Consider the following 12,085-nt stretch of genomic DNA (forward strand, 5'->3'; position numbering starts at 1 on the left):
GGCACCCGGCCGTTGGGGGGTCGACTGTGGGCGCGACACGGGTGTGGGGGGGCCCCGGCCGCTGGTGGTCGAACGCTGGGGGGGGGGGGGGGGGGGGGGCCGGCGGGGGGGGGGGCGCGGCGGCCGGCTCTCCCGAGGCGCCGTGCCGGTTGCGGACCAGGGCGATCGACCGGCCGTCGTTGCGGATCCGCTGCTGCGGCACGGGCAGGTGCCTGGCCTGCAGGTCCGTGCGCACGTGGTGGAACAACGTTTCCATGTCGAGGACGTTGGGGCCGCCAGGGATTCCCCGTTTCATGTGGTCAAGCAGCGCGCCGGTGAAGGCGGTGAATTCTTGACCCCGAGGGGCGAGCGCCGGCTTCGTCTCAGCGCTCGCGGTCATGAGATACGTCCCGTCGATCTGGGTCCGGTCGGCAAGATCGTCTGATCCGCCCATGCCGCCCAGCATGGCGCGTCCGCTGAAACAGCAGTCCAGGATGACGACCTTGGCCGGCACGTGCGTCGCGCCGAAGATCTCGCGCCGCACATCGTCGTAACGCACCGCCCGATACAGCCGGTCCTGGTGGGCCGTCGGCATCGCGAAGTGAAGATCGCCTCGGTCGTCGAGCAGCCCGTGGCCTGCGAAGTAGAACACCAGCGCGTCGGACGCCGCGGCCGCCGCGGTGTGAACGGCGTCCAACACCTGCTCGGTGGACTCCGGGTTGAGGAGTGCCGTGCAGTGCTCCTCCGGAAGACCCCAGAAGTCGGTGTTGGTGAAGAGCTGGCGCAATTCGCGGACGTTGTTGGCGACAGCGGGCAACTGCGATTGACTCGAGTACTCGGACACGCCGAAGAGCACGGCCCGCGAGGCGACGGGGGCAGGCAGGTCGGTCACCGCAGGTCGGTCTCTTCCTCCGGGTGGTTGAGTATCTCGAGTGTTTTGCGTAGTTCCTCGGTCAGTGGGCCGGTGACGGTGAACGTCAACGTGGGCGGGTCTTTCCGCGCTTTGCGCCAGTTCGCGTAGGCGATCGCGAGGTTCGCCAGGCCGGTCGAGGTGGACAGGGTCATGCAGATGACCTCCACCGCTCCCATGTGCCCATCGTCTGGCGTGCTCACCCGGCTGATCGCTGCCGCGCGGGCGATATCGACATCGTCACGGAGCCAGCGGTGAAAGCTCTCGAGCGCGAGCTGGTCTTCTGCCGTGCTGATCGATAATTCCATTCCGGCCCCCAGGCGAACGGCGACACTGTCGACCGGTGAATGCTACGCGCTGCCCATCCTGGTGCGTGTTCGGGCCTGCGAGCAGATAGCCGTTCGATGACGCTCACTCGGCCCTGCGTTCGTCTTTCCGGGTGTCAGCGGGACATGAGTGGCGAAGTACGTTTCGGCACCCTGCGTTCATGAGCGGATGTCAGCTTCGAGGTTCTGGACGTGCTCGTGGAAGCCGCGCTTGACTATGCTGATCAGCAAGGAAACCGAGCCGCCGCTCAACCTAATTGTTCCAGGAGGAACCGGTGGGCGTGAATTGACTTGCTTGCCGACCTCGGCGAGGAGCTTGTTGAACTTTGCGGCCCGATGCCGACGGCGCAGAGAACTGATGATCTCACCGGTAGCGACATCAAAAGCTCGCGGGCTCGAGGTCACCGCGTAGACAGCGGAGCAGAACGGACATACTCGTAGAGGCGACGCGAGCGTGCGAAACCGAAGTCGCCTGGCGCCGTTCACCGGCCTGGTCGAGTTGCACCGGATGTCCGGCGTGGAAGCCAGCGAAGGCGACTTTGAGAGGTCGGGCCCCGACCTCCCGCTCCGGAGCCGGTCTGCCAGCCGCTGCGCGAGGCCTTCGACCTCGACGCGCCGGACGCGTTCGTGCACGACCCCGTCACCGGGTGCTTGCGATCCGGGGCCCACGCCGAAGCCGACGTCCTCACCCAGCCCGCGCCCACGATGGCCGGCGACGGCACCGTGGTCTACGGCGACGTCTTCCCGATGACCTGGTGATCCTGTAGCACCGCACCGCACCGCACCGCGCTCGTACTCGGGGTTGCGCGCGGTGCTTGATGAGATCGTGTGGGACGAGGAGCGCACCGACCAGGCTGAAGCCGCCTGGGCGAAGCTCGGACTGCACTTGGGGTTCGGCAGCATTCGTCCGGAACGGCTGTACAACACCGGCCCGGACAACCTGTGGACGCTCTCCCCGACCAGCAACGCGGTGATCGAGCTGAAGACCGGCGTGGAATTGACCTGCACCGGCATCTCCAAGAAGGATGCCGACCAGCTGCGCGGTGGAGTGCAGTGGAACACCGACACCTACGGCGCGGTCACCGCGGTGCCGGTCATGGTCCACCCAGTCGACATCTACGACGCGCGGGCGATCGCGGTTCCGCAGATGCGGGTCATCACCCCGGCCAAGCTGACAGAGTTCAAGACCGCGATCGTCGCGTTCGCCACGGCCTTGGCGCAGGGCCAGAACCTGTGGCACGAGGAGCAGGCCATTGCACAGCAGCTGGCGTTCCACCGGCTGACCGGTGACCGGATCCTCGCCACCTACTCCGTGGCCGCCCGTCAGCCGAAGTGACCGGCGGGAAGCCAGGCTCCACGGGTCCGGCCGGTCGATCAGCGAGCCGGACCGGCCATATTCGGTGGTCGTCGCCGGTCCGCGCTCATCGCGACCACGGTCGCGTCGCCGCCCACGGCGTTCTTGAGCAGGTCGACGTCGGCCGCGGTGATGGCGCCTTCGGCGTCGACGGCGGACTTGCCGGTCAGCAGCGCGGCGGCCGCTGGCGGGTTCATCGCGGCGAACATACTGGTGGCGGGGCTGAAGTCCTGGTCCTCGGACATCAGGAAGACGTTGTTGCTGCCGGTGCGGCGCGCGAGGTCCGGGCGGACGCGGTTTACTCCGCCCGCTGCCACGCCTCCATCCACGGCGTCGTCGGGGCCCACACCGGCCGATCGGCCGGAACCTTGCCGCGGAACCGGTTGTGGACGGCCCCGAAGTCGAGCAGGCCGCGCACGGCGAAGTCCACCGTGTCATAGGTGGGCGCGCGCCTGCCGTTGAACAGCTCGCCCAGGTTGCTCACGCCCAGCTTGTCGACGTAGACCATCTTGCCCATGTGCGAGAACAGCACTCGTAGACTCGGGTTGCCCACCGCGATCCGCAGGACCCGCTGTTCGCTGGCTCGGGTGACAGGACCTCGAACGTCTGCATCTCGGGGGTCATGGTGGCGACAGTTCCGCGGTGCTGTCGTGCCGGGAGAGCAGCGGATCGACGAAGAGGTCGAGCAGGTGCACCTCAGCGTCGTCGAGCCGGCAGGAGATCTCGATGCCGGGGACGATTTCGACCTCGGAAGTGGCTGAGGTGGCCGCGGCCAAGCCGGCGAAGGTGTCGTGGTCGGTGAGGGCGAGCACCGTGAGCCCGGCTTCGGCGGCCAGCCGCGGCAGGTCGGCGGCGTCACCCGGCCGAGGATGTCACAGCAGCCCGGCTTCGCTGGCCTTCCCGATCGCCTCGACGCGGTTGCGGGCGCCGAGCTTCTGCAGAGGACCGTGGCAGCGTCGGGCTGCCGCTCGTCGTGCGTGACCACACCCGCGCGCCCGAGCAGCTTTCGGCCCGGATCGCCGTGCTCGTCGACGACGCGAGCACCCTGCTCAGCGCCCGGCGCCGCGCCGGGCGGCTGCTGTGGCGCTATCTTGCGACGGGAAGCACGTCGGGACTACCACGTGGTCACGGCGTGCGCCGGACCAGGAAGGAGGCTGAGCGCGTGGTGGAGTTCTTGCACCGGTTCGCCGCGGGCGCGATCTACGCTCTCGACCCCCCGCAGCCGCCCGCGTTCACCGGCTCCTGCGGCGCGTTCCTGAGCCCGCATACGTTTCTCACCGCCGCGCACTGCGTGCCGGAGGACCGCCACCTGCTGGTCGCCTCCGGGGTCGGCATCGGCGGGCCGCGGCTGGTCACCGGCCGCGCCTATCACCCGACCTCCGACCTCGCTCTGCTGCACACCGAACCAACCAAGGAGATCGATCCCGAGCACACCGGCATGCTGCACACCCAGGTGTTCACCGCACCGGCCACCGGGATCGAGGACGGCGGAGACTTCGCATGCTTCGGCTATCCCGCCGACGCCGGCGCGGAGCCGGTCGGCCGGACTATCCGGGGCCACATGCAGCGCTTCTTCAACTACACCGACCGGGAGAACCGCACGTACCTGGCCCTGGAGATGAGCTGCCCGGCGCCGCAGGGACTCAGCGGCAGCCTGCTGTCCAGCCCGCGCGCCGTGACCGTCCCGCACGCGGTGGTGACCGGCAACATGGAGTCCTACGCGATCGTCGACCAGGTCTCCGAGGTCGACGACAACGGCAAGATCTACCGCGAGGAGACCCGCCGCATCATCTCCTACGGCATCGCGGTACTCCTGCAGGGCGAACGGCAGTGGCTCCTCGACACCGCCGCCGATCTCCAGAAGACACAGGCTGACGGATGAGCGCCGTCGAGCGGCACGCCGACGTTGCCATCGTCCCAGCCGGGCTCGGCGAGGTCTCCCCCACCGACGCTGTCCGCGCGGTGAGCTCGCCCGAGCTGGGCGAGCTCTACAGCGTGCGGAAACCGACTGTGCTGTGGCTGAAAAGTGCAAGTCGGACCACACCTGGCGCACCACCCTGGCCACCCTGCTCATCAAGACTCTGGCGGCGGTACAGGATTTCTTGGATCACGCTGACGTGCGTACCATCCCGGATCTACGTCCACACCGACGAATCCCTCAACACGTCGCTCTCCTACACCGCCGCCCTGCTCGACGACCTGCTCACCGCCGCCTGACCGGCCCCCTGACTGATCGCGTCGCCGAACTCCCGTCCGGGATCCACACCCTGCCCGCCCACCGTGCGCCCCTGCTTCGTCAGTTCAGCCGACCGACCCCGGTCAAGCAATTCCCTTGGAGACGTGGACTTTCATGGCCTTCACCGATCGCTTCGCGACACTGGGCACGATCGTGCGCCGGCGGCTCGCCGCCGCGGCGGCGCACGCACACGCTGCGTCCGCTCCGAGCGTCTCATCGCCGTCGTCGCCAGAGACCACACCGATCGAGACCACCGGATCCGCGATCACCTGGCAGCTCGCCAACGGCGACGAAATCCACGGGCATCTCGACTTCCCGACCGCACGGCGCGTATCCGGCACCGCCTTCGGGCTTCCGATGGAAACCTCCGCCGGCAGCGACGTCGACAGCGAGGAGGGCTTCTGGATCAGCACCACCCCGCGCCAGTACGGGACCCTGCGCGGCCTCCTGCGCAACGGTCACGACGTGGCACTGCTCAACGCGCAGGTCACCCCCGTACTGCCGGAGCACACACTCGTCGGCGCCGATCTCGCCCTGCGAGGACCCGGACTGAGAGCAAACACTGATCTGCTGTTCCCGAAATTCCGGTTCCAGGTCGGCGGACTGACCGAACTTGCCGGAGTAGCACCCCTGAAGCCGAGGATTCCCCGCACCCTGGCCAAAGGCACGGAGTTCAGCGGAACGTGGACCGCCCCGACGCAGACTTGGACAACCGCGGAGGGCGACACGATCACGCTCGACTTCGTCGCGACGATTAACGCTCCGTCACCGTATGAACTGCGGGTCCGTACCTCGCCGATCGTGACCGTCACCGGGACGGCCCGCCCGGCACCCGCCTGGCTGCGCGACTACGCCCGACCGCTGGCCGAACTCACCAGCCTCGCCACCACCCAACCGCAGGCCGTCACCTGGGCCGCCGTCGGCGACGACAACGGCGAGTATCAGCTGCTGGGGCGCGAGATCACCCAGGAACGCTACGACGCGGACCTACCGAAGCCCGACGCGCTCCCCGCGTTGTTCCGATGTGGCCCCAGCGGAGCGACACTGCCCGACCTGCTCACCCGCTGGACCGCCCTGGCGAACGACCAGCCCGTCTTCGTCGACTACCTGAGGTCGGTATTCCGCAATCCGCTGCCCGTGACGTCGCACTTCGTAGCGCTGATCGCCGCACTGGAAGGCTTCCACACAGCCAAGCACGGTTCCGGGCCCCTGAACAAAAAGGAATTCGACAAAGAAAAGGACGCCCTTTTCAAACGACTGAAGAAGGCCGAGGGTGTCTCCGAGGACGACCGGGCCTGGTTGCGCCGATGGGGAAACTACTTCGGCTCCTACGAGCTCCACGAACGATTCCGGCAGCTCGCCGCCGATCTCCCCAACGATCTTCAGCACCACATCACCGCAGCGGTACAGCCGATTCCACCGCTTCTGCACGGCATCGTGAACGATCCGATCGACATCTGGCAGCTCATGGGCAAGGCACGCAACAACCTCGCCCACGGCAACACACCACAGACCACCGACCAGCTCACCGCGCTGACGCGACTCGGCCACACGCTCGCCGTCGCGACAGCCCTTCAGGAACTCGGCCTCGCCCCAACGCATCTGGACGCGCTGATGCGGACCGAGAAGTGGTCGATCGTGTGACTCCGCGCTTTCCAGCTTGCTGGGCGCCCGGCCTCAGTCGGTACGGGCCTCCCGGGTCTGACAGGTCAGTAGGTGCTGATGCTCAAGGCTCCTGCCGCTGCTGAGGCGTAGGCGCCGACCAGCAGCGGATACTCGCGGCCGGTGCAGTTGCGGCCTCCCCACAAGATGTGGGCGGTGCCAGTTCGGTTGGCCGCCGTGCGGGTGAAGGGCAAGTTGCGGCACTGCCCCGGCGCCAGCGCCGGCGTCTCGATCGTCTTCAGCCCCTCGGCCTCCCAGACCTCCCAGCCACACACCCGGTTCACCGGGCAGTCCCAGGCTTGAGTCGTGGCGCCGCCGCCGACGGCGCGACCGCGGTCAGCATCAGCGCGCAGGCAGCGATCTTCGCGGCACGCGACAAGATGGTTACGATCATGATTCCGCTCCGTGGTCGAGGGTGCCGCACCAGTCCGTCAACTACCCAAAGTACGACCAGAATTGCACATGGTGACGTAGTGAGCGCGGAAACCGCCCAATTGAGTGTGGCCCGACCACGGCCCGGCCCTCCGAAAGCCAGCTCGGCGACGCCGGTCGTGCGGTCCTCGACGGCGAGGTACTGGCGCCTAGGAACCCGCCGGGCTACCGGGCGGTCATCGACGTGGTCAAGGGTTCTTCCGCACGAGCCCGGTGAAACCGGCGACGAACAACGTGGCGAACGCCCACGCGAGCAGTTGCAGGATCCAGGTCGTCACGACGACGACCTGGCCGACGCCGGTGGTCGTGGCGACCTGGCACCGTTGCTGCCCGTCGAGTTTCGCCAGCGGCGCGACCGCGTTCAGGGCGTACCCGACCTGTTCGACGATGGAACACCGCACGGCGCCCACCGGGCCGGCCAGCCCGGTGATCAGTGCGATCGACAGCGCCAGCGTGCCGAGCAGCCACAGCAGCGCAGTCGCGGGGCGGTATCCGTACCCCACCGTGGCGCCGGTGACCCGGTGCCACAGGCGGCCCCAGCGCGTGAGCTGTCCGCGGCGCTGGAGATCCCGTTGCTGCGCGATGCGAATCCGCCGCACATCCCGTTCGTGCCCGGCCGCTTGGTGCGCGGCAGCCAACTGGGCGTAGGGCTGCGTCGCGTACCGGGGAGTCTTGTGCGCCAGCAGGTCTAGCCAGTCGTCGAGGCCGGCGTCGCGGGGCAGGCCGGTGTAAGTAAGACCGTCGAGGTCCACCTCACCGTCGGCGAACCCCATCGGGAAGAACACCTCCATGCCGACCCGGCTCTGCTTCACGTCCAGCGCGACCGGCCCGCTCGCCACGCCGTCACGCAGCACGAGCTGCCCGCCGATGCGTGATCCTCGCATCCGCACCGCCGTGTACGTCTCGGCACTGGCCCGGAAACCGCGCGACAGGAAGACACTGCCGTCGACCTGCATGTCGACGGCGAGCAGGGCAATGTCGCTCCCGCCGAAGAAAGATCCCCCGCAGTAGAGGTTGCCGCCGATGTACGCGCCTTCGAGGCGGACGGTGCCGACCGCGACCACGTCGGTCAGGTACACCTCGCTCCCGGTGCGCAGCCGGGGCGCGTGCACGGCGTACTCGGTCTCGCTGCGGAAGTGCGCGCCCCGCAGGCTCACGTGGCCACCGACGGTCGCCTCGGCGAGGTCGAGCGCGTAGTCGTCGCTGCCTCCGTCGAGCCGGGCGCGGCCGAGGTACAGGTAGTGCTCCAGCCGCAGCCACGGCCCGCTCACCGCGGGCGCCACCAGGCCGGTGAGATCGAGCGCGGACAGCCGGGCGCGGTCGAGTAGGACCGGCGCGTCCGTGGTGCAGTCCTGCAGCGCGAGCGGCCGCTTCGCGGAGACGTCGCAGAGGTCGAGCTGCCCCTCGATGCGCGCGTTGCGGACGCGCAGGCCGCGCGGGTCGAGATCGTCCGCCCGCACCATCAGCTCCCGAATCCGGGACGCCGGAATCTTCCCGCCCTCGAAGTCGGCGAACTCGCCGTTCGTCAGCTCCACCAGGCTACGTTAGCCCGGGAATCCTCCCGCACTGGCTCGTCGGTGGAACGGTGAGCGCTCGGTGGGTCCGCGTCGTGGTCGGCGGGGCCGTTCGGCTCAGCCTGGAAGCCGGTTCGAGATCCAGGAGGACCATGACCCCCGTCTACATCACCGGTTACATCCTCTGCGTCGTGCTGGGCCTCACCTATGTCGTCGGCGTCGCCGGGATCAACCTGCCGGACGCGCCGCCCGCTCTCGTCGTCATTGTCGGCGGCGTGCTTGGTCTCGTCACCTTGGCCGCGGCCGTGCCAGGCTGGCGGGGCAACCGCGCCGGGCACCTCACCGTCCCACGCACGGCGCCGGAACCCGACACCGCGCGCCCGGCTACGGCGAACGGCGTCCCCGTCTGGCGCCCCGACCGGCACGGCCCCCGAGCCGCGGCGGCTCCCGGACGAGCGGTTGCAGATCGCCTCGGTCGCCGAGCTCAACGCCGTGTTGCGGCTTGCAGCCAAGGCCGCCAGCCCGCCGTGGAAGTACCTGGCCCAGCAGGCCGGGATCCCCCGCAGTCAGCTCTACCGGCTCACCAACCCGGAGAAGCCGACACTACCGCGCGACCCGCGGGACGTCCGCGCCCTGCTCGAAGCCTGCTCCGCGCCCAACGACCAGGTGGTGCGGATCCTTGAGCAGTGGCACGAGCTGGACGTGAAGCGCCACCATTTACCCGCTCAAGCCGAGCCGGACGATGTCGCGGGCATCGGTACAGCCGCGGCTCTGTCCGATGCGAACGGCGAGCCCGTGGCCTCGGCGGCGGTCGACGACGAGGCCGCGGGGAACGGCGGTTACGTCGCGACTGGCGTAGCCCGTGATCAGCAGCAGCCGGATGTCGCAGAAAGACTCACATGGCTCGAACTCGCCATGCTTCCCGTTCTCGCTGTCGGTGTGACGGGCGTGCTGGCCGGGACCGGCGGCCTCACATCCGGGTGGGCGCTGATGATCGTGCTGTTCCTTGCCGTCATCTCGGCGATGGCGGCCTGCCTGCGATGCAGCAAGTTCATGCGGCGCCGGTGACACGTTCGGCGACGACTGGCACCGGCCGTCAGCGGTTCAGGGCCCGGACTCGGGTGGGTCGGTCATGACCAGTAGCGCGACCAGGCTCCAGCCACGCCACCGCCGACCGCGATGGCACCGCCAGTTGTGGAGACTCACGCAACCGGGCGCTGTGTACTGATCACCACTGACGCCGGCGAGCCGCGGTCACTGCCCGCTGCTGAGCCGAACGGGTATCTGGGGCACTTCTTCCCGCCGGCTTGTTACAGCTGCGCGGTCCGTCGCGATACTGTCCCCGACCACGGCCGGAAGGGATTTCTGCGTGAGCGTGCTCGGAGCGATCGCGGTCAAGCTCGGCGAGGTCGTCGTCAAAAGCGCTAGCGAGGCTGTGACTGGGAACAAGCTCACCGGCGACATGGCTGGCGCGGTCACCGTGGTCCTGGGCGGGCGAGCGGTAGAAGGCATGGCTCGCCGGAAGGCCCGCCGGCACCTGGAGGAACGTGCGGTCCGGGTCGCCGAGAAGTTGCTGGAACTCTACGGGCACGAGTTCCGCGGCCTGATCGAGGATCAGCGCGCCGTCGTAGTCCAGGCCGTCAAGGAGACGTTCGAGCAGGCACCGCCCGGTTCGGGACTGGTGCTCGGCACCGACTGGCCTCGCCCACCGTCGAGCACGCCGTCCGGACAGCCACCGCCGGGTTCCGCCGGAGCTGGGCTTTCTCCCTCACGGCTTTGCTGGTGCCGATGAACGTCGTCAAGGTCGCCGTGTCCGGGATCGGCGGGCCAGACGACATCCTGTCGTTCGCCGACGCCGGTACGGACGCCGTCCTGGCCGACCGAGTCAGCGGACACCGGTGACGACCCGGTGGCCATGTGCGCTCGCTCGTTGCGGCCGGGGCCTGCCGGTGGAGCTGATCATCTGATTCATCACGCTCGTCGCCATCAGGTGCAGGTCGTGCTGCTGGTCGTGAGCGGCAGACTCGCCGGGGCTCAGAAATCGCCGAGCGCCGACACGCCAGAACTTTTCCAGGAGAAGGTGGCAATGGACAGGACAGACCCGACATTCAATATAGTTCCTGCGGCAGGGTTGTACTCGCAGTGTGCTGGAGTCCTGGCTGGCTTCGCATTTACCGCGTTGATCTTGTTGCTGACGGCCCGCCTTACCATCCCAGGGTCGACGGGGCCCGCCGACTTCTCCTCATCTGCGCGAGTCCTCGTCGCCACACTGCTTGGCCTGATCCTTACGAGCTTCAACTATGCTGTTATAACCGGGATCACCGCATCCCGAACACGGCTAGCGGTCCTGGAGAATCTTGCCGGCGTAGTGTTTGTCATATCAGCAGTACTGCTATTCTATTCGGTGGCATTAACTATAGACGCAGTAAACGGAGCATCGAGCATCCCCGACTTGGATATGATCTCCGTAGCCAAGAATTTGCGACGGTTGATCGCGGTCGTAATAGTTCCTGCGGTCGCGTTTTTCATTTCGAACGCCATTAATGACATCGTTAAGTCGACTCCTGAAGTGAAGTACGCAGATCTCTACTCATGGGGAACAGTTGTCATCCAGGTGATTGCCGGGTCCGCGAGCTATCTATATCTAACCCGCGCTAGTGCGCCCACCATGAGCAAGATTGATCGAGAGAAGGCTATTGAGCGCCTTTCCGAATGGGGATTTGGGTTGATAATGACGTTCTCGCTGGCGTTCGCTACGTACAACCAGTTCCCAGACGTGGACGGTGTTTTGGTTGCCGTCTTCGCGTACTTCTTGGCTACATTCGTGCTCTTAGTTGGCTTGGTCTCTGTTGTCCATCTGGCACGTACGAGACCCTAACTCTCCGTGACCGGCATCGTTGCACCCGGATGTCTGCGGATCGGCCTTGGCGCGCCGGCAATAGGACTGGACAGCGTGGCGGACGTGCCTACTGGACTGCGCTTGCCGAACACGGTGATGCCGCCGAACCTCATTCCGCTGAACCCGGTGTCCCGCGACCGCGGTCGAGAAGCGCTTCAGTGCCGACCCGGTGGTGCCTGGGGATCGGCCACCGAAGTCGGCGCGCATCTGATCGACTCGTTCGTGTGGGCTTGACCTGACCTACGAGGCGGATGCAGGCGTGCTCGTGCTGGCACGGGGTACCGTACGGGCGGCCTCACGTGCCGAGCTCAAGCTTTCGGGTCTGGAAGTGCTGCTGGAACTCCCTCCACTCCTCCTCCGTCAGCGAGCGGTACTCCTCGGCCGGGCGGATCGCGCGGCGCTGGGCGAGAAACGCCCGGTAGGTGCGGACCAGATCGTCCTGAAACCCCGGATCGGTAAGCAGGTCCTCGTAGGCGACCAATACCGGCGAGGTCAGCAGCGCGCGGCGAGCAGGACCAGCTCGGTGCGCGTGGAGTCGTCGGTAAGCTCGATCGCGCTGCCGAACGCGGAGACCGTCCAGACAACGTCGTTGAACTGGACCAGGCCGCCCGGGTGAAGCGCGCGGTCGGCACTGGCTCACCATGGGCCGCCTGCCCGGGCAACGGGACCGTGACGATCGCGCTCTCGTGTAGCAGCATCGACAAGGTCGCCTCCAGCTCCGAGGACCACAGCAGGTGGAAGATGACCGGCAGGCTGGCCAATGGGTCGTCGAA

At 67.5% G+C, this 12,085-nt stretch carries 17 protein-coding genes and 1 pseudogene; 9 read left to right on the forward strand and 9 right to left on the reverse strand.

Annotated features, from left to right (window positions below):
• Together ACIA5G_RS39245 and ACIA5G_RS39250 are read right to left on the reverse strand one after the other, a co-directional pair.
• Positions 1–871, reverse strand: an 871-nt coding sequence (locus ACIA5G_RS39245; RefSeq protein WP_395932763.1) for a caspase domain-containing protein, incomplete at its 3' end; no start/stop codon positions are given.
• Positions 868–1,197 carry a hypothetical protein gene (locus ACIA5G_RS39250; RefSeq protein WP_395932765.1) on the reverse strand — a complete coding sequence of 110 codons (330 nt, stop codon included), beginning with the start codon at positions 1,195–1,197 and terminating at the stop codon, positions 868–870. The genes ACIA5G_RS39245 and ACIA5G_RS39250, both read right to left, overlap by 4 nt.
• Before the next feature lie 645 nt (positions 1,198–1,842).
• Here ACIA5G_RS39250 and ACIA5G_RS39255 point away from each other — a divergent pair.
• Positions 1,843–1,974 (forward strand): hypothetical protein, encoded by a 132-nt coding sequence (locus tag ACIA5G_RS39255; RefSeq protein ID WP_395932767.1) that lies wholly within the window; start codon positions 1,843–1,845, stop codon positions 1,972–1,974.
• Positions 1,975–2,026: 52 nt separating this feature from the next.
• Positions 2,027–2,551, forward strand: coding sequence for a hypothetical protein (locus ACIA5G_RS39260; RefSeq protein WP_395932769.1), 525 nt, complete (start codon positions 2,027–2,029; stop codon positions 2,549–2,551).
• A 38-nt stretch (positions 2,552–2,589) separates the two neighbouring features.
• On the opposite strand, the gene ACIA5G_RS39265 is transcribed toward ACIA5G_RS39260, so the two are convergent.
• From ACIA5G_RS39265 to ACIA5G_RS39280, 4 genes and pseudogenes are all read right to left on the reverse strand, one after another.
• Entirely contained in the window at positions 2,590–2,886 is a 297-nt protein-coding gene (locus ACIA5G_RS39265) for a hypothetical protein (RefSeq protein WP_395932771.1), read from the reverse strand.
• Positions 2,868–3,122: a hypothetical protein gene (locus tag ACIA5G_RS39270; RefSeq protein ID WP_395932773.1), complete on the reverse strand. Its 255-nt coding sequence runs from the start codon at positions 3,120–3,122 to the stop codon at positions 2,868–2,870. Before ACIA5G_RS39270 ends, ACIA5G_RS39265 begins: the two co-directional genes overlap by 19 nt.
• A 67-nt stretch (positions 3,123–3,189) precedes the next feature.
• Positions 3,190–3,381 carry a hypothetical protein gene (locus ACIA5G_RS39275; protein ID WP_395932775.1) on the reverse strand — a complete coding sequence of 64 codons (192 nt, stop codon included), beginning with the start codon at positions 3,379–3,381 and terminating at the stop codon, positions 3,190–3,192.
• A gap of 60 nt (positions 3,382–3,441) precedes the next feature.
• Positions 3,442–3,510: pseudogene (locus ACIA5G_RS39280) on the reverse strand (DNA-binding response regulator); the annotation flags it as partial.
• 32 nt (positions 3,511–3,542) lie between these two features.
• Here ACIA5G_RS39280 and ACIA5G_RS39285 point away from each other — a divergent pair.
• The 3 genes from ACIA5G_RS39285 (at position 3,543) to ACIA5G_RS39295 (ending at position 6,449) form a co-directional block, all read left to right on the forward strand.
• Complete coding sequence (locus ACIA5G_RS39285; RefSeq protein WP_395932777.1) at positions 3,543–4,451, forward strand: hypothetical protein; 909 nt, start codon at positions 3,543–3,545, stop codon at positions 4,449–4,451.
• Positions 4,448–4,786 carry a hypothetical protein gene (locus tag ACIA5G_RS39290; protein WP_395932779.1) on the forward strand — a complete coding sequence of 113 codons (339 nt, stop codon included), beginning with the start codon at positions 4,448–4,450 and terminating at the stop codon, positions 4,784–4,786. The genes ACIA5G_RS39285 and ACIA5G_RS39290 overlap by 4 nt, the downstream gene beginning before the upstream one ends.
• A 133-nt stretch (positions 4,787–4,919) precedes the next feature.
• Positions 4,920–6,449 carry a HEPN domain-containing protein gene (locus ACIA5G_RS39295; RefSeq protein ID WP_395932781.1) on the forward strand — a complete coding sequence of 510 codons (1,530 nt, stop codon included), beginning with the start codon at positions 4,920–4,922 and terminating at the stop codon, positions 6,447–6,449.
• Positions 6,450–6,514: 65 nt separating this feature from the next.
• Here the strand turns inward: ACIA5G_RS39295 and ACIA5G_RS39300 are convergent, their stop codons facing one another.
• Positions 6,515–6,751 (reverse strand): hypothetical protein, encoded by a 237-nt coding sequence (locus ACIA5G_RS39300; RefSeq protein WP_395932783.1) that lies wholly within the window; start codon positions 6,749–6,751, stop codon positions 6,515–6,517.
• 336 nt (positions 6,752–7,087) lie between these two features.
• Positions 7,088–8,434 (reverse strand): hypothetical protein, encoded by a 1,347-nt coding sequence (locus ACIA5G_RS39305; protein ID WP_395932785.1) that lies wholly within the window; start codon positions 8,432–8,434, stop codon positions 7,088–7,090.
• Between the two features lie 438 nt (positions 8,435–8,872).
• Between ACIA5G_RS39305 and ACIA5G_RS39310 the strand changes: the two genes are divergently transcribed.
• From ACIA5G_RS39310 to ACIA5G_RS39325, 4 genes are all read left to right on the forward strand, one after another.
• Entirely contained in the window at positions 8,873–9,481 is a 609-nt protein-coding gene (locus tag ACIA5G_RS39310; protein WP_395932787.1) for a hypothetical protein, read from the forward strand.
• Between the two features lie 301 nt (positions 9,482–9,782).
• A complete protein-coding gene (locus tag ACIA5G_RS39315; RefSeq protein WP_395932789.1) occupies positions 9,783–10,205 on the forward strand; it encodes a hypothetical protein in 423 nt (140 codons plus the stop codon).
• 207 nt (positions 10,206–10,412) lie between these two features.
• A complete protein-coding gene (locus tag ACIA5G_RS39320; RefSeq protein ID WP_395932791.1) occupies positions 10,413–11,291 on the forward strand; it encodes a hypothetical protein in 879 nt (292 codons plus the stop codon).
• 6 nt (positions 11,292–11,297) lie between these two features.
• A complete protein-coding gene (locus ACIA5G_RS39325) occupies positions 11,298–11,546 on the forward strand; it encodes a hypothetical protein (protein ID WP_395932793.1) in 249 nt (82 codons plus the stop codon).
• 61 nt (positions 11,547–11,607) lie between these two features.
• Here ACIA5G_RS39325 and ACIA5G_RS39330 read toward each other — a convergent pair whose 3' ends face one another.
• A complete protein-coding gene (locus ACIA5G_RS39330) occupies positions 11,608–11,793 on the reverse strand; it encodes a hypothetical protein (RefSeq protein ID WP_395932795.1) in 186 nt (61 codons plus the stop codon).
• Positions 11,794–12,085 lie beyond the last annotated feature (292 nt).

The organism is Amycolatopsis sp. NPDC051758 (assembly GCF_044453095.1).
Lineage (GTDB): Bacteria > Actinomycetota > Actinomycetes > Mycobacteriales > Pseudonocardiaceae > Amycolatopsis.